Annotated in this window: 23 protein-coding genes; 21 read left to right on the forward strand and 2 right to left on the reverse strand. The window is 43.2% G+C overall.

Going from position 1 to position 22,282, the window contains the following annotated elements; translation table 11 throughout:
* The first annotated feature begins 7 nt into the window (after positions 1 to 7).
* The 13 genes from AEQ18_RS03330 (at position 8) to AEQ18_RS03390 (ending at position 11,485) form a co-directional block, all read left to right on the forward strand.
* Complete coding sequence (locus AEQ18_RS03330; RefSeq protein ID WP_054114948.1) at positions 8 to 784, forward strand: dihydroorotate dehydrogenase electron transfer subunit; 777 nt, start codon at positions 8 to 10, stop codon at positions 782 to 784.
* A gap of 2 nt (positions 785 to 786) precedes the next feature.
* Positions 787 to 1,713, forward strand: coding sequence for a dihydroorotate dehydrogenase (locus tag AEQ18_RS03335; protein WP_054114949.1), 927 nt, complete (start codon positions 787 to 789; stop codon positions 1,711 to 1,713).
* Positions 1,710 to 2,423 carry an orotidine-5'-phosphate decarboxylase gene (gene pyrF, locus AEQ18_RS03340; RefSeq protein ID WP_054114950.1) on the forward strand — a complete coding sequence of 238 codons (714 nt, stop codon included), beginning with the start codon at positions 1,710 to 1,712 and terminating at the stop codon, positions 2,421 to 2,423. The genes AEQ18_RS03335 and pyrF overlap by 4 nt, the downstream gene beginning before the upstream one ends.
* Positions 2,423 to 3,061, forward strand: a complete 639-nt coding sequence (gene pyrE, locus AEQ18_RS03345; protein ID WP_054114951.1) for an orotate phosphoribosyltransferase — start codon at positions 2,423 to 2,425, stop codon at positions 3,059 to 3,061. The genes pyrF and pyrE overlap by 1 nt, the downstream gene beginning before the upstream one ends.
* 162 nt (positions 3,062 to 3,223) lie before the next feature.
* The gene (locus AEQ18_RS03350; RefSeq protein ID WP_054115026.1) at positions 3,224 to 3,901 is read left to right on the forward strand and encodes a carbonic anhydrase family protein; all 678 of its coding nucleotides are present in this window, start codon (positions 3,224 to 3,226) and stop codon (positions 3,899 to 3,901) included.
* Positions 3,902 to 4,223: 322 nt separating this feature from the next.
* Complete coding sequence (locus AEQ18_RS03355) at positions 4,224 to 4,853, forward strand: hypothetical protein (protein ID WP_054114952.1); 630 nt, start codon at positions 4,224 to 4,226, stop codon at positions 4,851 to 4,853.
* 24 nt (positions 4,854 to 4,877) lie between these two features.
* Positions 4,878 to 5,921, forward strand: a complete 1,044-nt coding sequence (locus AEQ18_RS03360) for a hypothetical protein (protein ID WP_054114953.1) — start codon at positions 4,878 to 4,880, stop codon at positions 5,919 to 5,921.
* Positions 5,918 to 7,171, forward strand: coding sequence for a hypothetical protein (locus tag AEQ18_RS03365; RefSeq protein ID WP_054114954.1), 1,254 nt, complete (start codon positions 5,918 to 5,920; stop codon positions 7,169 to 7,171). The genes AEQ18_RS03360 and AEQ18_RS03365 overlap by 4 nt, the downstream gene beginning before the upstream one ends.
* Before the next feature lie 23 nt (positions 7,172 to 7,194).
* The gene (locus AEQ18_RS03370) at positions 7,195 to 7,884 is read left to right on the forward strand and encodes an ABC transporter ATP-binding protein (RefSeq protein ID WP_054114955.1); all 690 of its coding nucleotides are present in this window, start codon (positions 7,195 to 7,197) and stop codon (positions 7,882 to 7,884) included.
* Positions 7,885 to 8,107: 223 nt separating this feature from the next.
* Positions 8,108 to 8,596: a pyridoxamine 5'-phosphate oxidase family protein gene (locus tag AEQ18_RS03375; RefSeq protein WP_054114956.1), complete on the forward strand. Its 489-nt coding sequence runs from the start codon at positions 8,108 to 8,110 to the stop codon at positions 8,594 to 8,596.
* A 122-nt stretch (positions 8,597 to 8,718) separates the two neighbouring features.
* Complete coding sequence (locus AEQ18_RS03380; protein ID WP_235505478.1) at positions 8,719 to 9,195, forward strand: MarR family winged helix-turn-helix transcriptional regulator; 477 nt, start codon at positions 8,719 to 8,721, stop codon at positions 9,193 to 9,195.
* Positions 9,196 to 9,401: 206 nt separating this feature from the next.
* Complete coding sequence (locus AEQ18_RS03385) at positions 9,402 to 10,145, forward strand: hypothetical protein (protein WP_054114957.1); 744 nt, start codon at positions 9,402 to 9,404, stop codon at positions 10,143 to 10,145.
* A 176-nt stretch (positions 10,146 to 10,321) separates the two neighbouring features.
* Positions 10,322 to 11,485: an MFS transporter gene (locus AEQ18_RS03390; RefSeq protein WP_235505479.1), complete on the forward strand. Its 1,164-nt coding sequence runs from the start codon at positions 10,322 to 10,324 to the stop codon at positions 11,483 to 11,485.
* Between the two features lie 85 nt (positions 11,486 to 11,570).
* On the opposite strand, the gene efbA is transcribed toward AEQ18_RS03390, so the two are convergent.
* Positions 11,571 to 13,268: a fibronectin-binding protein EfbA gene (efbA, locus tag AEQ18_RS03395; RefSeq protein WP_054114959.1), complete on the reverse strand. Its 1,698-nt coding sequence runs from the start codon at positions 13,266 to 13,268 to the stop codon at positions 11,571 to 11,573.
* Between the two features lie 108 nt (positions 13,269 to 13,376).
* A complete protein-coding gene (locus AEQ18_RS03400; RefSeq protein ID WP_054114960.1) occupies positions 13,377 to 13,763 on the reverse strand; it encodes a DUF1622 domain-containing protein in 387 nt (128 codons plus the stop codon).
* Between the two features lie 154 nt (positions 13,764 to 13,917).
* Here AEQ18_RS03400 and AEQ18_RS03405 point away from each other — a divergent pair, with 154 nt between their 5' ends.
* From AEQ18_RS03405 to aroC, 8 genes are all read left to right on the forward strand, one after another.
* Positions 13,918 to 14,496 carry a hypothetical protein gene (locus AEQ18_RS03405; protein WP_054114961.1) on the forward strand — a complete coding sequence of 193 codons (579 nt, stop codon included), beginning with the start codon at positions 13,918 to 13,920 and terminating at the stop codon, positions 14,494 to 14,496.
* 373 nt (positions 14,497 to 14,869) lie between these two features.
* Positions 14,870 to 15,925 (forward strand): tryptophan ABC transporter substrate-binding protein, encoded by a 1,056-nt coding sequence (trpX, locus tag AEQ18_RS03410; protein ID WP_054114962.1) that lies wholly within the window; start codon positions 14,870 to 14,872, stop codon positions 15,923 to 15,925.
* A gap of 68 nt (positions 15,926 to 15,993) precedes the next feature.
* Positions 15,994 to 16,878: an ABC transporter permease gene (locus AEQ18_RS03415; protein WP_054114963.1), complete on the forward strand. Its 885-nt coding sequence runs from the start codon at positions 15,994 to 15,996 to the stop codon at positions 16,876 to 16,878.
* A complete protein-coding gene (locus tag AEQ18_RS03420) occupies positions 16,878 to 17,636 on the forward strand; it encodes an ABC transporter ATP-binding protein (protein ID WP_054114964.1) in 759 nt (252 codons plus the stop codon). Before AEQ18_RS03415 ends, AEQ18_RS03420 begins: the two co-directional genes overlap by 1 nt.
* Positions 17,637 to 18,044: 408 nt before the next feature.
* Positions 18,045 to 18,914, forward strand: a complete 870-nt coding sequence (gene aroE / locus AEQ18_RS03425; RefSeq protein ID WP_054114965.1) for a shikimate dehydrogenase — start codon at positions 18,045 to 18,047, stop codon at positions 18,912 to 18,914.
* A gap of 50 nt (positions 18,915 to 18,964) precedes the next feature.
* A complete protein-coding gene (aroF, locus tag AEQ18_RS03430; RefSeq protein ID WP_054114966.1) occupies positions 18,965 to 19,984 on the forward strand; it encodes a 3-deoxy-7-phosphoheptulonate synthase in 1,020 nt (339 codons plus the stop codon).
* Positions 19,985 to 20,014: 30 nt separating this feature from the next.
* Complete coding sequence (aroB, locus tag AEQ18_RS03435; RefSeq protein ID WP_054114967.1) at positions 20,015 to 21,073, forward strand: 3-dehydroquinate synthase; 1,059 nt, start codon at positions 20,015 to 20,017, stop codon at positions 21,071 to 21,073.
* A gap of 18 nt (positions 21,074 to 21,091) precedes the next feature.
* Positions 21,092 to 22,258, forward strand: coding sequence for a chorismate synthase (aroC, locus tag AEQ18_RS03440; protein WP_054114968.1), 1,167 nt, complete (start codon positions 21,092 to 21,094; stop codon positions 22,256 to 22,258).
* The last annotated feature ends 24 nt before the right edge of the window (positions 22,259 to 22,282 follow it).

The raw sequence follows: 22,282 nt of genomic DNA on the forward strand, positions 1-22,282 counted from the left end.
ACGACGGATGAAACAAGAAGACATGACAATCGTAAGACAACGGCAACTGGCGCCGAGGATTTTTGAAATGACGCTAAAAGGGGAATTGGTCAGTCAAATGACCACCCCTGGTCAATTTCTTCATCTTAGGGTGCCGCAACAGGCTTTTCTCTTACGGCGGCCGATAAGTATCAATCATGTAGATTTAGCAAAAAAAGAATGCCGGATCATTTACCGGGTCGAAGGAGAAGGCACTGAGATTTTCTCACATTTGACAACGGGAGATTTGCTAGATGTGATGGGTCCTTTAGGCAATGGTTTTCAATTTCATCATTTGACCCCCGGCGAAACAGTGTTCGTAGTGGGTGGCGGTATTGGTGTACCACCCCTCTATGAACTATCCAAACAGTTGCGCCAACGTCAGATCAACGTCATCCATTTCCTTGGATTTGCCAGTAAAGATGTCATGTATTACGAGGCAGAATTTAAAGCTTTAGGTGATACGCGGATCGCCACAGATGATGGCAGTTATGGTGTACAAGGAAATGTCGGAAATGTATTGATGGCTGCAGCCCAAACGCCTGCAGCTGTCTTTGCATGCGGCAACAACGGTTTATTGAAAACAGTTGCCCAACTCTATGAAGCGCTTGATGATGTGCAACTTTCGATGGAAGCCCGCATGGCTTGCGGGATGGGGGCTTGTTACGCTTGTGTTTGTCACACGAAAGAGGATGAAACGGGTGTCAAAAGCGTCAAGGTCTGTGATGAAGGGCCTGTCTTTCAAGCGAGAAAGGTGGTTATCTAGAGATGGTTTTACAAGTGAAACTACCCGGATTAGATTTAGCGAATCCGATCATGCCTGCGAGCGGCTGCTTTGGTTTTGGAGCAGAATATGACAAATACTATGATATCAGTCAACTTGGTGCTGTGATGATCAAAGCCACGACGCCTGAAGCCCGTTTTGGCAATCCAACGCCGCGGGTTGCCGAAACCCCAAGCGGTATGCTGAACGCCATTGGTCTGCAAAATCCCGGTCTGGATGCCGTCTTGGGGCAAATTTTACCGGATTTAGCCGCTAAGCACCCCACATTGCCGATCATTGCCAATGTGGCGGGTTCAACAGTCGAAGACTATGTGCTTGTTTGTAAAGAGATCAGCCAGGCGCCGAATGTCAAAGCGATCGAACTGAATGTATCTTGTCCCAATGTCAAACATGGTGGCATCGCTTTTGGTACCGATCCAGCAACTGCTGGTGCTTTGACAGAAGCCGTTAAAGAAGTGTCGCAGGTACCAATCTATGTCAAATTGTCACCGAATGTGACTGACATCGTGCCGATTGCTCGCGCGATCGAAGCAGGCGGGGCGGACGGGTTCACGATGATCAATACTTTATTGGGGATGCGGATCGATCTGAAAACCAGAAAACCAATTCTTGCCAATCAAACTGGTGGCTTGTCGGGACCGGCGATCAAACCAGTAGCAATACGTCTGATTCGGCAAGTCGCACAAGTTTCGCATTTACCAATCATTGGCATGGGTGGTGTGATGACCGTGGATGATGTACTGGAAATGTTTCTAGCCGGTGCGCAAGCCGTGGCAGTGGGAACCGCAAATTTCACCGATCCTTATATTTGTCCGAAACTGATCGACGCTTTACCCTTGCGGATGGCAGAACTCGGTATATCTTCCTTGGAACAACTCATCAAAGACGTCAGAGAGGAGCTTGATCAATGAATCAACGACCAATCATTGCATTAGATTTTCCAAACAAACAAGAAATCGAGGCGTTCTTCACCCATTTTCCGCAGCATGAATCCTTATTTGTAAAAGTCGGCATGGAAATTTTTTATCAAGAAGGGCCGGCAATCGTTGCTTGGTTAAAGGATCAAGGCCATGATGTCTTTCTTGATTTGAAGTTGCATGATATACCTAACACCGTCGAAAGAGGGATGGCTCGTTTGGCTGGTCTGGGGGTTTCATTGACCAATGTCCATGCCGCCGGTGGTATCGACATGATGGAGGCGGGTCTAGCTGGATTACACAAAGGCACGCCAACCGGTGCGCGGGTACCAGACCTGATCGCGGTGACGCAATTGACTTCCACCAGCGAAGCACAAATGCACCGAGATCAGCAAATTTTGACTTCTTTGCAAGATAGTGTCTTGCATTATGCCAAATGTGCGCAAACTGCTGGTCTGCAAGGGGTGGTCTGCTCAGCACATGAAGCAAAGAAAATCAAAGAACACACGAGTGAGAATTTTATTCGCTTGACACCCGGGATCCGACCAGCCGGCAGTGCCATTGGTGATCAAAAACGGGTGATGACACCGCAAAATGCCCGTAAAGCTGGCGCTACGATGATCGTTGTCGGTCGGCCAATCACGCAAGCGGCATCTCCATATGAAAGTTATCTTGCAATCAAAGAAGCATGGGAGGAACAATAATGCATACACAAGCCAAACAAATTGCCAAAGATTTATTAGCCATCGAGGCCATCTTTCTACAACCAAATGCGCCCTTCACTTGGGCTAGCGGCATCAAAAGTCCAATCTACTGTGACAATCGCATCACGATGAGTTATCCGCAAGTCAGACGCGCCATCGCACAAGGACTAGCTGAGAACATCAAAACGACGTTTCCTGATGTTGAAGTCATCGCTGGTACTGCAACAGCCGGCATTCCTCATGCAGCATGGGTAGCTGAATTGCTTGATTTACCAATGGTTTACATTCGCAGTCAAGCCAAAGCCCATGGAAAAGGCAATCAAATCGAGGGACGAATCACCCCTAATCAAAAAATGGTCGTGATCGAAGACCTTCTTTCCACCGGCGGCAGTGTGCTCGAAGCTTGCAGTGCAGCAAAGAGAGAAGGCGCAGATGTGTTAGGTGTCGCCGCTATTTTCACTTATGAATTGCCGCAAGTAGCAGCAAACTTTGCTGAAGCAGGATTGCCTTTTGTTACGCTGACAAATTATTCGACCTTGATCGATGTGGCATTAGAAACGGGTAAGATTCAAGCAGATGATGTGGCCTTGTTGAAAGAGTGGCGCCAGTCACCAGCAACATGGAAAGCCAACGACTAAATCATTCTTCATGAAACGAATAACGAATAGCTTACAGTCAGCTGTAAGCATATTCGTTTTCATTTTATTTATTTTCTGATAGCATGGGGAGAAAGTTTTCTTAGCGTAAACTTTACAATGACTATTCGCTTGATATAGGAGGCTGTTTGTTTGAAAAGAAATATGGATGTGCCCTGGAGTTATTCAGGCGATAATGGACCCGAACATTGGCATACATTGTGTGACTGGTATGCAGAAGGCGCGGAGTTCCCGTTGCAATCCCCAATCGCATTGGTCCATGACGAAACCGAAGAACCAATCGATCAAGATCTGACGTTCCATTATACCCGTGAGCAATTTACCGAGAAAGAATTTAAAAATACGATCCACTTTGTTCCCTTCGATAAAGAGAGCTATGTGACGTTCCAAGGGGTCGACTACCACTTGACGGATATTCATTTCCACATGCCTTCAGAACATATCATCGATGACGAACAACAAGAACTTGAATTTCATTTAGTGCATATGAATGAAGCAGGGCAGAACTTGGTTGTTGGTATCTTATTCCGTCTGACGGATAAACTGAACTGGATCTGCAATGCACAAGATGACAGTATTTGGGATTTCGAAAACCATGTCCAATGGTTCGATCCGAGCATGTTCTTACCAGAACGGACCCACCATTTTCATTATGTGGGGTCATTGACTACACCACCAACCAAAGGACCGATCAACTGGTTCGTTTTTGACTGGGTGGGAGAGATGAGCCGCAAGTTTATTCAAGAATTCCGCGAAGAAGTCTTGGAAAACAACAACCGGCCTTTGCAAGACCGCAAAGAACGACCGATTTATTTCTATTGAAATTCAAATATGGTGCGTTAAAAATTGAATAGATATGAAAACCAGTGCGATGAGAGATTGCACTGGTTTTTTTTGTTTCTGGATTTGACACCTCATCAGTTATTCACAGCTTATTCATAGTTTTTTCGTTCGGACAGGATAGTTGAAAAATTTGGCATATTATACAAAATCTCAAAAATATCTTCATTTTATATATATTTAACTATTAATTATGATAAAATATCAAGAGAATAGTCTGAACATTCAAAAACAAATGCATTTCTGAATGTATCTTGAACAATATTGTATATGTTGCAGAGTAAATAAATTGAAGGTGATCTTTTTGAGAAAATATGTATTATGGGGGTTTAGTTGTTTCAGTATACTCGCGGCTATTATTGTTTTTATAGCCAATAGCGAGGGTAAAAAAGGTATTGAACAACTTACGAAAGACGAACTATTCACGGTAATCGACTCAGAAGTCAACAATGGTTTCATGTCAGTGGATGAATATGTGCGCAATACATTAAAAATCTATCTTAAGAATAAAGAATATGGCTATGTATCTCAGTTATCTAGTGATGGTTTATCGGGAGATGTCATCCAATCTAGTGCTTTTTATGAACAATTCGCCTATGGGATAGGGATAGAAGAAAACGAATCCTATCATAGTGATGATGGATTAGGCTACTATGACAAGTACAAGTACAAGTTCCTTGCTGAAGCAGAAGGCTTTTACGCCATTCCATTGTATATCATGCTAGAAGGAAATCAATCCAACAAAGAATTTCATTATGAGGCGACATCGGTCAGTGACCAACTGCCACTGGATCTTTGGGAGATCTATACAGAAATACCAGTTTATGATAGAGAAACCAATCTGACTAAATGGTTGGCTGTTTTCAAATATCCTTTTGGTCAAGACCAACCTTACAAAATGGAAGTTTCCTTGATGCTAAACCAAGTCGAATAGTGCGCACAAATTGAAAGGATCATTATGAAAAGATTGAATCAACAACTATTGCCTGGAGCGATCATTACCGTTAGCTTTCTGCTTTTACTCTTCATAAGTACGATGATCCAATCCCAGCTGACATTTTTTTCTACCTACCAAACGTATTACGAAAAATCCTTTGCTAAAATCGACGTCCATGGGCTGCAATTCGATGGAGAGGAAATGATTCGCGTCATGAATGATGTGTTAGATGATACAAGTTTTGTTCAGTTTTATTTGCCAATGTATAATGCAGAAACCTCATTAATGATGATCTATCCTCAAGGGGCGATTCAACAGCTCAATGTGTTAGAAAATACAGCCCAGACAGTTCCACATCTGATTGCGGGGAAAGATGCGTATCAAGCGATTGCCAAAGACATCCATCATCAGCAACTAGCTATTTATGATACCCAATTTGCTATCACTGGGTTGCTGCCTCAATCGCCATTTAATCAGAACCTAATTTTATACTCTGATAAGATATTGACAGATGCACGTTACCAATCCAATATTACTGCGATCGTGGTAAGCAGTGCGCATTACGATAAAGCACAGAACCAATTACAAGCTATCTTAGCTGTTGTCGATGAAAGTGACTATATGAGCGCGATCAATGATCTGTCCGCTGGGTTGAATCAGCAAAATATGGCGGATATTGTATCGGAATACCGGCAATTATTCATGCAATTACTCTTGATCATCTTGCTGTGCATGGGGATTCATTATTATCAGCGCTTTGATTTATGGCGCTTGGAATTTGCTGTCCGAAAAATGGCTGGTGCCCACACTTTTCAGCTAGTGATCGATACCTTTAAAAAATTTTTGTTTTTGACTACATGGGCCTTTGTTTCTGCCTGCATAGTCTACTTCGGTATAGTTCGCTTGTTTCCATGGTTTTTACCGTTAACAGCCTTTCAACGTTGGCTTGCATTGCTCCATGTATACGCGTTGTACACAGGACTATTAGGCGTCTTTTTCCTACTTTCTATCTGGTACGTCAGGAAAGTCAGTGTAACAGCTATGTTTATGGAGGTGGACGAATGAGAAGGTTGATCTATGTACTGACCGAAATGGGCGTACATGTTTGGCTGAAAGCTGCAGTAGTAGGGATGACTACCCTTGTTATCATGAGCAGTGTCCAATTCTTCCAATCATATGAAACCTATCTGGAACACACACAAGCTCTAATGAAAAACTTTGGATCGGACGCCTCGATCCGTTTTGTGGACATTTCAACCGAATCTATTTCTTCGAAGGATATTTTAGCGATCATTGACGAAGGCAAAACGCTATTCGGCGATGACATTTATTACTATTTGCAAGGGGGAGATTTTTTTGCAGGAGCAGAGGCCTTTGTTTACCCTGAGGCGGAACTGGCGATTGAAAATCAATTTGGCCAGTCTTTGGTTCAGCCACAAATCATGATCATGAATCAAGCATTAGTAGAAAAAGCTGACTTCCGTCTTGCTAACGGACGCCAACTTGAGGAGCGTGATTTCGCCGGTAGCGGAAATGGGATTCTCTTGGGGGCGCATTACCGAGAAGGTTACCAGATTGGTGATGAATTTTTATTGCAAACTTTTGTCGAAATCAATGAAGCGGGTCAAGTGATTACAGCAGAGCGGACGTATCAGGTGAAAGGCTTCCTGACTGAGGCGCATTCATTGCTGAATTTTTGGCAAGGCAGAACTGAAGAAATCCTACTAGACGAGATGATCGTCATCCCGTTGACGGAAGATTTAATGCAATCAGATAGCCCCAATCTATCGGTGCAGATCATGGGCTTTTTTTATATGTTGTCTGCTAAAGAGGAAGAATCGCTCAATTATTTAGATCTTGCAGAAGCGGTCAAAGACATAGGCACTAGACATGGATACAGCTACCTTTCTTTTAGCAATGATCGATCCATCTTTGATTTTGAGATCAATATGTATCGCTCTTTGTACCAAAATCAACTGTTTTTGTTACTGTTGCTGCTTGTTTTTGCAACGGTACAAACAGGCATGATCGTTCATTTTAGCTATCAAAAACGACAAACTGTATATGCTGCTTATTTTGGCATAGGGTCTACAAAAGCAGAGCTGTTTGCTGTGATCAGTATAAGTTATTTGGTGCTATTTACAGTATCGTGGGCGCTGATGTATATGATCAATCAATTATTTTTAGGAGAAAACTGGCTGAATCGGCAGATAGTGTTTGGTACATTATTTTATCTTGCATTTTATGGGGTAACAGTCATGACCGTCTTAATCAGCCGCTTTTTTCCAAGACGAAAGATTAGAAAGAAGCAGTAGTTGAGAAAAGGAGGGCCTATCAGGTGATTCATTTAACAGATATCAAGAAAACATATCAAACAGGAGACACGGTTTATACTGCGCTTGATATCCCCTTATTTCATTGCGAACAAGGGGAGTTGCTCGCCATCATCGGCGAATCGGGCAGCGGAAAAACAACATTGTTAAGAATTTTAGGCTTGCTGGATCACTGTGACAGCGGTAGTTATCAACTTAAAGATCAACTAACCGAAAGATTCACGTATAAACAAGAAGCACAGATAAGAAATCAAATGATTGGGTTTGTTTTACAGCATTTTGGCTTGATCACTGACTATACAGTGAAAGAAAATATTTTATTGCCAACAACCTATTTGCCGAGAAAAATCAGAAAAGAAAAAGCGGCTCAGTTAGCCACATTGGCTACTGACTTGCAGATCGACAATCAACTGAAAAAATATCCGAATCAGCTTTCCCGTGGCCAACAACAGCGTGTCGCGATCGCGAGAGCGTTGATCAATGACCCAGATATTCTTTTGGCCGATGAACCCACGGGGAATCTAGATTCACACAATAGTCAGTTGGTGTTGGATATTCTGAGAAGGGAACATCAAAAAGGCAAGACTGTGATCATCGTGACCCATGAACAAGCTATTGCTGATGCCTGTGACCGACAAGTAGTGATGAAGGATGGGAAGTTAGAGGAAAGAAGCGTACGCGTTGATTCAGTGTGAGTATGGCTTATTGTTGCGGATTATTATGTTACTTGATACACTTTTAAAGAAGCAATCTATCTGATTCAATCTCCGATAGATTTGCTTTGTTTGCTTCTGCAATGCTGTAAATGGTATCTTGTGAAATAAAACACATAACGTTGTCTTTACAAGCAGAAACAGGTATCTCATTCCATTATATGTGAAGAAAAATCATAGACTAATAAAAAAAGGAGAGCGCACCATGACATTGTATAAAGAAGGAATTTTACTGATAGAAGAAAAATTCGGTAAGGGGAAAGACAACTTAATCTCCTTGGCAACCATTGCTTGCGAGCCAGGGAGCAAGGGAACGCCGCGTCCTGTTGTCCGTGATGTAGACGCCTATTACGAAGCGGGGGTATTTTATGTATGCACTCATGAAAATTCGAATAAGATCAAGCAGATCCAACAAAATCCAGAAGTTTCAATTGCAATTTGCGGGGAATGGTTTACGGCTAATGGAATTGGGGAGAATTTAGGATGGGTCTTAGATCCGAAAAATGCTGAACTGAGAGAGAAAATCAGGAAGGCATTTGTTTGGTATGATGAGGTAAACAATGAGAAAGACCAAGGCTGTTGCTTCTTGGCGATTCATCTTACACAAGGAACCTTGAATATCAACCACTGGGAAAAACTATATCACCTTGATTTTATCGAAAAAATCACTTTGGATCGGAATGGTATACGTTGATTTTTGTGGAAACATTTGCTGTTGCTATTAGTGGTATAATATGATTCACTCTCTTGACTGAGGCGTCCATTGAATTCTTCCTTCATTCGGCTTATAATAATAAAAAATGAAGGAGCTGCAAGATGATGCCTTATACCGATGAAGAAAAAATCATACGCGGCTTTCGTGATGTCTACAACAAAATGGCTGCCTTGAACAAACAGGAAATGGAAGCTGCGTTGGCGGGCTATACGTCAACTGAAGTCCATTTGATTGAAGCGATCAATGACTTGCCACATCCGAATGTGACACAGCTGGCCGAAACGCTGTTTTTGACCCGCAGTGCGGTGACCAAATTGACGCAAAAGCTATTGAAGAAGGATGCAATCACTCGCTATCAATCCCCGGAAAATAAAAAAGAGATCTTATTTGCCTTGACGGAAGAAGGCCAGTCCGTATATGACACCCATCGTGATTTGCACCAAGTGTTCAGAGAACGGGATCAACCGATTTTTGCCACGATGGATGCGGAGCAAAAAGCCGAGTTATTACATTTTTTGGCATTATACAGCAATCATCTCGATCAGCAAGCAAGCCACCATCCATTGACCAACAGTTAAGTGAAAGCTTAACTGTTTTTTTCATGATTTTCACCTAGCGTTTTCACTATGGCGTATGTTGTTATTTTAAAATAGGCGTGTTACAATATTTTTAATGCTTTACATATTATTAAATGTTGCTTATTAGTTAAATATTCGGTTCGAACTTAATAAACAATCGTTATTTATATTAAAATATTAAACATGGTTGTTGGTAAGGAGTTCATATGTTTTCGAATTCAGAGGTGCTCATCAATTTGTTGGTGATCTCAGGTTTTATCTTGATTCATTTGGCATCTATTTTTCTATTGGATAAAAATGGTGATGTTCAGTTTTTTCATTCTTTCGCGGCTGGTGTGGGGGTTTCCTATGCTATTATACACCTATTGCCACATCTTGCCTATTTCCAATCGGTGTTGATTGATGAATTTGGCTGGTCTTCAGGCATTCTTTATACCCACGGTATTTATGCCTTAGTATTGCTGGGGCTCGTGTTGAGTTACATCGCCTACAAAATTGATGAACGTAGTTTCAGTATTTTGGCTAAGAAGGATCTTGCTTCTGCAGAAAAAGCGTATTTTTGGTCGGATATTTCTTTTCATATGCTGTACAATGTGATGATTGGTTATTTGGTGATTGCGAATATTTTAGATGCGCCTTTTTATGTATTGACCTATTTTGTCGCGTTTGGGTTGCATTTTTTGATGAATGACTGGCATTTGTTTCATCATCATGGGACGCGCTTCACTCAGATTGGACGCTTTCTACTCGTAGGTTCGATTCTCACTGGTGCCGTATGTTCGATGTTCTTGATTTTGCCTTATTTTGTACTGGTGTCGATTGAGGCAATCATTACGGGTGCGTTGCTCATGAATATCATTAAATTTGAGTTGCCAGAAGGTGGGGAAGGAAGTATTCAGATTTTCTTGATTGGTACCCTTTGTTCAGGAATGCTGTTTGTTTTCATATAGTTGGTTTTGGTTTACTCATTGGAAAATCATAACAGGGCACACTTCTTTGACAGAAGTGTGCCTTTTATTGTTGACTAGGGAACAATATTGCAGTATGATACATTTGTTTCCTAGGAAACATTAAATATAAAGGACTGATTCTTATTACAAATAATCAACAACTCTCACCACATGCTTTGACTTTAGGTTTAATTTCGGTTTTTCTTTGCGGGGTCGGCTTTACGATCATCGCACCTGTGACGCCATTCTTGGTGGCACCTTATGTTCAAGATCCCAGTCAGCAAGCATTTGTGATTAGTGCATTGACGGCTGTTTATGCGGGATGTGTCTTTCTTGCTGCGCCTGTTTTGGGGGCTTTTAGTGATCAAATCGGCAGACGGCCGATTTTGATTCTTTGCTTATTCGGCGGCGGACTTGGGTATCTCTTATTTGGCATTGGCGGTGCATTGTGGGTCTTCTTTTTTAGTCGTGTCATTGAAGGGATTACTGGTGGCAGTATCAGCACATTGTATGCTTACTTTTCGGATAGTACATCCCCTGATCAACGAACGAAATATTTTGGGTGGATGAGTGCGGTAGCTGGTGCCGGTACGGCGCTTGGTCCGATCATTGGCGGTGGTTTGGCACATTTCGGCTATGCTGTGCCGATGTTTGTCGGTGCGTTGGTCTCAATCGTCAATGGTGTATATGCCTGGCTTTGCTTGCCTGAAAGTTTGCCAACATCTTTGCGTAAGAAAGCTAGTCTGAAAGCAATCAATCCATTTCGGCAATTTCGCTATGTATTCACCCATCCAGCGATTGGACGCATTGTTTTCATGGCGTTTATTCTGTGGATCCCTGCAGGTGGATTGCAAGCCATATTTTCGCAATTCACCATTGATTCCTTCAATTGGTCGCCAACGCTGATCGGCTTGATGTTCTCGATCATTGGGATTCAAGATATTTTGGCACAAAGTTTTTTGATGCCGTGGCTGCTGAAACAAATGCGTGAGCCAGCGATTCTTCGCTGGGGGATCATAGGCGAGGTCAGTGGTTATTGCTTCATCTGCTTATCCGGTTTCTTTGCAGCACCGATCTTGTTTGTACTAGGTTTGCTTCTATACGGAATGGGGGATGCTATTTTTGCGCCTGCCTATAATAGCGCGTTATCAAAGCAAGTGGACCACAAAGAACAAGGTATGGTGCTGGGAAGCAGCCAAGGCATGCAGTCGCTGGCACGGGTGGTCGGACCTTTGCTGGGTGGACAGTTATATGTCTTATTTGCCCCAGTTGCTCCAGCCATTATGGGGGTCGTTTTCGGGGTCATTGCGTTGTTTTTCTTTAGGAAAAGTCAAGCCTGATTCTCCTGTAGTCTATCTAGATCTCTACGTTAAATGAAACAAGACCGTTCGAAGCAGAGGATTCCTGCGTTGAACGGTCTTGTTTTTATTGTCGTAACTGCAAAATTGATTCACTTGGTGTCACATACAGTGTTTTTTGATTTTCGTAGATCACAAAACCTGGTTTGGCACCATTAGGTTTGCGAATATGTTTGACTTGAACATAATCAACCGGCACTTGCGCTGACTGTCGGTATTTAGAAAAATAAGCAGCTAGTTCGGCGGCTTCCAGTAAGGTGGCTTCACTTGGATCATCAGATCGGACGATCACGTGAGAACCTGGAATATCCTTCGTATGGAGCCAGTAATCTGTTTTACGGGCTGTCTTTAATGTCAACTGATCGTTTTGCAAATTGTTTTTGCCGACTAGGATTTCGGTACCATCAGATGACAGATAACGTTCGGGCTGTGAAGGCGCAGCTTTTTTCCTTTGTTTGCTGCGGTTTTTGACATAGCCTTGTACCACCAACTCTTCGCGGATCGTCGCCAGATCTAATGGAGAAGCAATTTCTAATTGTGCCAGCACGGAGGCTAAATAGTCGATTTCTTCTTTGGTTTCGGCAATTTGCTGATGGATCAATTTGACGGCATTTTTCAGCTTCTGATAACGCTGGAAATACTTCTGGGCATTCTGATTGGGGGTCAATGCCGGATCAAGGTCAATGATTAGTGGGCGATTTTCCTCATAATAGTTCTCTAATGTCACCGAATGTGCGCCTCGTGGCACTTGTGCCATAAATGTGGTCAACAGTTCACCTTTTTGCCGGAATGCTTCGGCATTTTCCGAATCACGCAATGTCTGTTGCCGTTTTTGCAATTTGGTTTGATTGCGTTTCAGCTCATTCTCGATTTTTTTGAGTAATTCGCCGCCTTGCTGTTTGACACGGTCCCGTTCGGCTTTGTCATGATAAAAATGATCAAGCAGGGCGCTTAGTGACGCAAAGTTTGTGATTTGGCTTCCCTCAGTCAATAGGGAATGATAAGGGATCGGGGTGAAGAATTCTTTGCCATTGGTTTCAATGTAACTGGGCTGTAATTGATCCGTGACTGCTGTAAAGAATTGGGTCCATTGACGTAATTTGTCATTGGGATTGGCAGTGATGCGCTGGATCAACTCATCCGCAGTATCTCTGCCGAGTCCTTGGAACTGTTGCTGCAGCGTTTTCGGCTGCCAGTCATCGATCCTTGATAATACATCAAAAATTTTTGTGTCGGCAGCAGTGAACGGATTGAGTGTTGTCTGTTTTGGCGGTGCAATGTAGACTGCACCGGGGAGGAGGGTACGATACGTGTTTTGTGCATGCCCAATATGTTTGATCGTATCGACGATTTTCCCTGTGGCATTGTTCATTAATAGAATCGTGCTGTGGCGTCCCATCAATTCAACGATTAAAACCAATGATTGCAGATCACCTAACTCATCCCGCCTGCTAAAATGGAAATGGATCACCCGGTCATTGTCGATTTGATCAATCCGGGCTAGGATCGCACCTTCTAAATATTTGCGCAGCATCATCAAAAAGTTAGGGGGTGTGTCTGGGTTTTGGTATGTCATCGTCGTGCATTGCACGCGGGCATAGGTTGGATGGGCGGATAATAATAGTTTGTGGTTTTTCCCTTGAGAACGAATCACAAAGACAACCTCGTTTTCGTAAGGTTGATGGATCTTATTGACACGGCCATTGATCAACAAGTTGTTGAGCTCTGAAACCATTAAATGGGTAAATACACCATCAAAAGACATGATTGGTTCCTCTTTTCTCGCATTCCATTGTCACTTGGAAGCAGTCATTTATCGCGTAAACTCTTATCTATTATACCGAAAAAGAAAGACAAAAGCCATGGACAACGGCTACTTGTCTTTCTTGATGGAGTGATGATCTGTGGTTTGCAACGCCCGTTCGATCTCTTTGTTCAAAAAATAAGAAATCACGGTTCGAATGATCACGACAGCGGCCAAGCGGACGATGTCTTCAAAAGTTGGGTGAATGATCGTTTCAATAATATCCGCAGCAATCAAGATTTCCAATCCTAATAGAACATAACTGCCTAAGAAATTACGGATAAAATTGTTTTCTCTTGCGGCAACCAGTCGGTCTTTTTCGGTTAATTCATAACGAATAAAATCAATCCCCGCCATGACAACACCCCAAACCAAAACGAAGATCGATAAGAAATTCAAACAGACCACGATCATATTGAAGATTGGTGCGGCTATATCCATCAGTTTGTCTGCCATTGGTTATTTTTACTCCTTTGTCCTTTTTGTCTATCATACCGAAAATAGGCCAATATGTGAAGTTTCTTGACGTGTTGGACGCATCTTGTTAGTATGATACAGAAGATGAACCGACGAATTTTTACATAAATATATTATCAAAGGAGGGGGACTTATGGCAGAAGCCGCCCGTTATTTTCAAGAAATGAAACGTAAAGGTGCGGATATTTGGCATGATTTCGTGGATGATGTCTATCGTAATCAACGTAAAACGCTGATTATCTTAAGCACTGGGATCCTATTGGCAGTGGTTTTTGCGGGGATTATCCTTTTTTCTCAAAAGCAAATCAAAGCATCATTGGTAGACCGCATGGCCTTTGATCAGCTCCCTTCAGAAAAAGTGCAACCATTGCATTATCAATCTGCGGATCAAACTATCCAGCAGACAAAAGCCATCTCGGTCATGTTCAGTCAACCACATGGAGAAGCATTAGACCAGGTGTATCAGTTGATTGCTGACCAGGAAGATGAATTGAATCGGACGTTTTATTATTACCCGATTGTTTATGACACTGGCTTTTTCACCGACACGTATCAAGTAGATCCGAATAAAGTGACCTTTGTCTTCTATGAAGAAGGGGTTGAAAAGAACCGCTTTACATTTGACTCATTTGAACATCCGGAAACTGAATTTATTCCTGAATTGAATCGCTTGCCAATGTGGACGATACGCTCCTTGGATGAGGATGAATAAAAAAATCTGACAATTTGCAAAGTTTCTATTGACGTTTTTTTATCAATAAGCTAAACTAAATTCAAATCAAGAAATCGATCACAGGAAGAGGAGGAACAATCATGAAACTATTTATTCCATTGCAAGTCAAATCATGGCAAATCTGGCGTAGATAGTTGTATTGATGGACCTCATTCCATAGATACAACTTTTTAGAGAACCTTCTAAAGTGCTGTATCTATGCTGGTAGTTGACATATCCGCCGCATAGGACGAGCTTCTATGCGGCTTTTGCTTACAAGCAATTGCCCAACCATAGGCAGTTGCTTTTTTTGTTCTCAACATTCGTCTGGCAATCATATCAATATACTTGAAAATAAAAGGAGCAAATACACATGAAAAACAAGGGATTAATGGCTACAGTTATTGTTATTTTACTATTTTTGGGGGCAACATTGGTGTATCAATTAGGCATGAGCCGCGGCAATGATCAAGCAGCCACGACAGCAACGACAAGTGAAAAAGCGGACAAAACGGTGGGAATCTTGCAATATGTCAGCCATGAAGCATTAGATGCCATTACGAATGGCATCAAAGAGGGATTGAAAGAATCGGGCTATACTGAAGGCGATAATTTAACGATCGAGTTTCAAAACGGACAAGCGGATCAAAGTAAATTGGCCACGATGAGTCAGCAGCTGTTGAACAAAAATGCAGATGTGTTGGTGGGTGTGGCGACACCAGCGGCACAAGCCTTAGCAAATGTGACGCAAGATGTGCCAATCGTATTAGGTGCTGTCACAGATCCAGTTGGGGCAAACTTGGTTGCTGATATGGACGAACCTGGCGGCAATATCACCGGGGTATCTGACAAAGCGCCTGTTGGGGCACAGATCAAATTGGCTACAGAACTCATGCCGGATGCCAAATCTGTCGGAATCTTATACTCGTCGACTGAAGACAATTCGAAGTATCAAGTGGCTGAGGCAGAAGCAGCAGCGGAAGATAATGGTTTGACCACGAAAAAATATGCGGTTCCTTCAAGTAATGAGATTGCACAAACAGTTCAAGTCATGGCGCAAGAAGTTGACTTTATCTATATTCCATTAGACAATACGATTGCGAATGCGATGCAAACTGTTGTCGGCGAAGCCAATAAAACCAAAACACCGATCATTACATCTGTGGACACCATGGTCGAACAAGGGGGCCTAGCTACTGTTGGGCAAGACCAGTTTACGATTGGGGTGGAAACTGGAAAAATGGTGGCTGCAATCTTAGATGGGACATCAGAACCAGCAACGACACCAATCTACACATTCAGTGATGGGGAAACGATCATCAATGAAGAACAAGCGGCGTTTTTAGGCATCACGATCCCTGACAGCATCAAAGCGGATGCGACAATGGTCAACAGCGATGATGCAACCACATCATCAAGCGCAGAGTAACGTAACGGATTAGGCACTGCCAATGTCGCTAGCGGCATCTGGCAGTGCGCAATAATGGAGGAATCAACATGATCGTATCAGCAATCGGCCAAGGGCTATTATGGGGCATTCTTGGTTTAGGTATTTTTATGACGTATCGCATTCTAAATTTTCCAGACATGACGACTGAAGGCTCGTTTCCTCTAGGAGGGGCCGTGTGTGTCACAGCCATCACCCATGGCGTTTCGCCTGTTTTGGCGACTGTACTGGGTGTACTGGCTGGTATGTGTGCAGGATGTGTCACGGGTCTGCTTTACACCAAAGGTAAGATTCCAGTGATCTTAGCAGGGATCCTAGTGATGTCAGCCTTGAATTCTGTCATGTTGTTTGTCATGCAATCACCGAATCTGTCTTTATTGAATCAACCGAAAATTCAAGACTTTTTTACAAAAATGAATTTGCCAAACTATTACGATACGGTCATCATTGGGTTGATCATGGTCGTATTGATTGGCGGCATCTTGTTGTATCTGTTCCATACCAATCTTGGTCAAGCTTATATTGCAACAGGCGACAATGAAGACATGGCCAAATCAATGGGTATCAACACTGATCGGATGAAGATTTTGGGTTTGATCGTATCTAATGGGGTCATTGCATTGTCAGGGGCATTGATTGCCCAAAATGACGGCTATGCGGATGTCAGCAAAGGGATTGGGGTCATCGTGATCGGATTGGCATCGATCATTATCGGTGAGGTTCTATATGGAGAATTGACCCTAGTGGAACGCTTGATTGCGATCGTGATTGGTAGTATCATCTATCAATTATTGATTTTATTTGTGATTAAAGCTGGTTTTGATACGACGTACTTGAAAATATTCTCTGCCATCGTATTGACGATCTGCCTATTGATCCCGCAACTAAAGCAAGCCCTGCATTTACGCACAGGGTTCGAAACGGAGGATGAGTAATGTTACAGATCAGCAAAGCAACCAAAGTGGTGGGCAATGGTCCCCATGAAAAGAAAGTCCTACTGAATAAAGTTGACTTGACATTACAACCAGGTGAGTTCGTCACGGTGGTAGGCGGCAATGGCGCAGGGAAAAGTACCTTGTTCAATTGTATTTCTGGCACACTGCCACTAACAAGCGGGCAGATCAAGATCGATGACCAAGAGGTCACCACGCTATCGGAAGAAAAAAGAGCCCGCTATTTGGCGCGGGTCTTTCAGGATCCAAAAATGGGTACTGCACCGCGGATGACCGTTGCAGAAAACTTATTGTTGGCACAAAAAAGAGGGCAAAAGCGTAATTTGAAATTGCGACAGCTGCAAAATCAACGGGAGTATTTCTATACTTTGTGCCAACAAGTTGGCAATGGCTTGGAACAACATTTGGACACACCGACGGGAAATTTGTCAGGTGGGCAAAGACAAGCGTTAAGTTTGCTGATGGCCACGATCCAAACACCAAAATTGCTGCTATTGGATGAGCATACCGCGGCTTTGGATCCCAAGACATCCAAACAACTGATGCAGATCACTGCTGAGAGAGTGGCCCAACAGCAATTGACGTGCTTGATGATCACCCACCGCATGGACGATGCATTAAAATACGGTAATCGTTTGATTTTATTGCGCAAAGGAGAAATCGTCAAAGATTTGTCCGCAACAGAAAAAGCGGCGCTTAGCTTGCCTGAACTGTTATTGTTCTTTGAAGATGATTTGTAAAACGTTGCTATTACAGCGTTCAGCTAAATGAAATGCAAATATTTGAAAAAAATCAGAAAAAATCATTGACAACTTTCACGAGAAATCCTATACTAAGGTCAATCTTACATCAGTTTGGAGCGAACTATTATGCAAAAACAATTGCAATCGAACCCCTCACAACTGAATAATTATTACTTTAGCTATTTTAGATAGGTTTGTATTCATGAAAGCATGGATGCAAACTACACGTTTGTATCTATGATGGCTAGGGCATTTCGTAATGAATTCGCAGCCACGTAGATCGTAAAATCTATAGTGGCTATTTTTTATATTCGCATATCAGCTGATATGTAATGTTTAAAGATGTTCACTGTAGATTCTGACAATTTACGGTGGACATCTTTTTTGTTGAAGGGAATGAATCAAATGGAACAAATGTTCTCCGGTCATACCCGCTTAGCCGCACTGTTCGCTAAGCCAGCACGACACAGCATCTCACCAGCAATGCACAATCTGTCTTTTTCAGAAAACAACATTGATGCAGTCTATCTTGCCTTTGATGTTGAACCAGAAAACTTGGCAACTAGCATTGAAAGTATCCGTACCTTAGATATGTTAGGTGTCAATCTATCAATGCCCCACAAGATGGCGGCTGTACCATTGGTAGATGCACTTTCACCAGCAGCGGCTTTGATTGGTGCGATCAACACGATCGTCAACGACAACGGTCACTTAACTGGACACAATACAGACGGCATCGGCTTTATGAAAGCACTGGAGGCAATCGATGTGTCGATCATCGGTGAAACGATCACAGTGATCGGAGCCGGCGGTGCAGCAACAGCGATCATTAGTCAAGCAGCTTTGGATGGTGTCAAAGAGATCCAAGTATTTAATCGAAAAGATGCTTTTTATCCAGTGATCGAAGTCAAATTACAAGAAATTGCGCAACAAACAGGCTGCAACATCACACTGCAAGACTTAGCAGATGATTCAGCTTTGGCAGACGCTTTGAATAAGAGTCAGTTGCTGGTCAATGCGACTGGGGTTGGGATGAAACCCAATGAATCAGAGAGTCCGCTAAAAGACACATCGCTATTACGGGCGTCAATGGCGGTCTACGATGTGATCTACAATCCCCGTGAAACCCAATTGTTGCGGGATGCTAAAGCAGCCGGTGCCAAAACAGCAAATGGATTGAGCATGCTGCTCTATCAAGGTGCTGCAGCATTTGAATTATGGACAGGCAAAGAAATGCCCGTGAAGAAAGTCCAAGCATTGATCGAAACATTATAAAAAAGCAACTATAAATTATAAACTATAAAAACTGAAAGTAGGAAATGAAAATGATCGTAATTATGAAACCAGGCGCAACTGCCGAACAAGTGGATGTTGTTGTAACAAGAATCAAAAAAGAAGGCTTGGATGTTCAAGTCAACCAAGGAAAAGAACAAGTCGTGATCGGCCTTAAAGGAGATACCCGCTTGATCCAAGATGTTGCATTCCGCAGTTACGAAGGCGTTGAAGACGCAATTCGTATTTCAAATACGTACAAATTGACTTCACGTGAATTCCATCCGCAAGATACAGTTGTCGATGTTGATGGGGTAAAAATCGGTGGTGGCAACTTCGTTACAATGGCTGGCCCATGTTCAATCGAAGGCCTTGATCAAATCCGTGAATGTGCCCGGATCGCGAAAGCCGGCGGTGCAACGATCTTACGTGGAGGTGCCTTCAAACCTCGGACGTCACCATACGCTTTCCAAGGATTAGAAGAAGAAGGCTTGAAATACATCCGTCAAGCAGCAGATGAGTTGGGTATGAAAGTCATTACTGAAGTCATGGATGAAGGCCATATCGATATGGTTGCTGCATACAGCGACATTTTACAGATTGGTGCCCGCAATATGCAAAACTTCAAATTACTATCAGCTGTTGGGAAAACAGGCAAACCAATCGGCTTGAAACGCGGAATCTCAGGTACGATCGATGAGTGGTTGAATGCAGCTGAATACATTGCCGTACAAGACAAGAGTGAAGTGATTTTCATTGAACGGGGGATTCGGACTTACGAAACAGCTACACGAAACACCTTCGACCTCAGTGCGGTGCCAATCATCAAGAAACTAAGTCACTTCCCAATCATTGTTGACCCTAGTCATGGTACAGGCATTTGGGATCTAGTTCCGCCAATGGCGAGAGCGGGTGTCGCTGCTGGGGCAGATGGTATGATCGTCGAAATCCATCCTGATCCAGCGAATGCATGGTCAGATGGTCCGCAATCATTGAATGAAAAAACATACATGAGAATGATGCAAGAAGTCAATATTATGGAAAAAGCGATGAAAGAAATCAAAGCATTATAATCTGAAGAACAAATCGTGAGGTGTAGGTAGATGTTACACATAAATTTAAAAGATCAATCATACGATATCATCATCGAGTCAGGCGCCTTTAAAGAGGTCGGTAGTTGGGTCAGTCGCTTGTGGCAAGCACAAAAAGTCGCGGTGATCACCGATAGCCATGTTGCCCCTTTGTATGGAGAAGCCATAATGACAGCTTTGAAGCGCCATGGGTTTGATGCGACATTGCTCGAAGTGCCCGCAGGGGAAAAAAGCAAATCATTGCTGCAAGCTACGGCCCTTTATGATCAGTTGGCAACATTCGGCATGACCCGCAGCGATGGCATCATTGCGTTAGGAGGCGGTGTGATCGGTGATTTGGCTGGTTTTGTGGCCTCTACCTATATGCGAGGGATCCATTTCTTGCAAATCCCAACGAGTTTATTGGCACAAGTAGATTCGAGTATTGGCGGCAAAACAGCCGTCAATACCGATTCAGCCAAAAACCTGGTGGGGACGTTCTCTCAGCCAGAAGGCGTCTTGATTGATCCAGCGCTGCTGACTACATTGCCCATCCAAAGGGTGCGAGAAGGCATAGCTGAGATCATCAAATCAGCGGCTATCGCAGATCCAATTCTATGGCAAAGACTTGCAGCATTAACGGATGAAGAAGATCTCTTAGCACATGCAACAGAAATCATCACTGAAACGTTGAAAATCAAGCAACAGGTTGTGGAAGAAGATCCATTTGATCATGGCAGCCGATTGACATTGAATTTTGGTCATACCATTGGCCATGGATTGGAAAAGTTATCTGGATTCGGCACGTTGAGTCACGGTGAGGGTGTGGCGATCGGTATGGTGATGATCACACGCCATGCGGAGAAGATCGGACTTTCGCCTAAAGGAACAACTGACCAATTAATAGACATGATACGCAAATTCAATTTGCCTATTGCGGCACCTAAAGTGGCACAATCGACATTGTTTGAAGCAATCAGCCATGACAAGAAAGCCAGAGGCAGTCACCTCAAAATTATCTTGTTAGATGAAATTGGCAAGGCGAAAATCGTCACGATACCGACTGAAAAAATCAGAGACTACATACAATAAGAAAGAAGGTTATCCAACATGCGCTATATTACAGCTGGGGAATCCCATGGACCAGAATTGACAGCAATCATCGAAGGCTTGCCCGCTGGCCTGCCATTGACGGCTGAAGACATTAATCATGAATTGGCAAGAAGGCAGACTGGTTATGGTCGAGGCGGCCGCATGCTGATCGAGAAAGACCAAGTCAAGATCACTTCCGGGATTCGCCATGGTAAAACGTTAGGTTCTCCCGTCACATTGATCGTTGAAAATAAAGACTGGAAAAACTGGACCAAAGTCATGGCCATTGAAGAAGTGCCTGAAAAAGACCGCAAGTTGCGGCGTGTTGCACGGCCTAGACCGGGACATGCAGATTTGGTCGGAGGGATGAAATACCATCATAAAGATTTACGCAACGTCCTTGAACGCTCCTCTGCTAGAGAGACGACGATGCGGGTAGCAATTGGTGCAATTGCTAAGAAAATATTGAAAGAGTTAGAGATAGATGTCGCTGGCCATGTCACCATGCTAGGCGGGATCAAGGCTGAGATTCCTGACGGCTTGACTGTCAAAGAAATTGCTGAACGTTCTGAGGCATCCGAAGTCCGAGTCCTTGATCCTTCAGTTGAAGCAGACATCAAGGCCTTGATCGATCAAACAAAGAAAAATGGCGACACGATTGGTGGCGTTGTAGAAGTCTTAGTTGGCGGCGTGCCAGCAGGTCTTGGCAGTTATGTGCAATGGGATAAAAAACTCGATGCCAAAATTGCCCAAGCTGTTGTCAGCATCAATGCTTTCAAAGGCGCTGAGTTTGGGGTCGGCTTCGAAGCTGGGGTATTGCCAGGATCCAAAGTCATGGATGAGATCTTGTGGAATGCGACATCCGGGTATACCCGACGCAGCAATAATTTAGGCGGCTTTGAAGGTGGAATGACCAATGGAGAACCTATCGTGGTACGCGGCGTCATGAAACCAATCCCAACGTTGTATAAACCATTGCAAAGCGTAGATATCGACAGCAAGGAACCCTACAAAGCAAGTGTCGAACGCTCTGATAGTACTGCAGTACCAGCAGCAAGTGTCGTCTGCGAAAGTGTGGTTGCTACAGTTGTCGCCAATGAGATCTTAGAGAAATTCCCAAGTGATTCATACGAAGAATTACAAGCGGCAGTCAAAGAATACCGCGCATACTTACTACAGTATTAAATACAGGTTGACAAAAAAATGAAT

The sequence above is a fragment of the Enterococcus sp. RIT-PI-f genome (assembly GCF_001297065.1).
Classification (GTDB): domain Bacteria; phylum Bacillota; class Bacilli; order Lactobacillales; family Enterococcaceae; genus Enterococcus_D.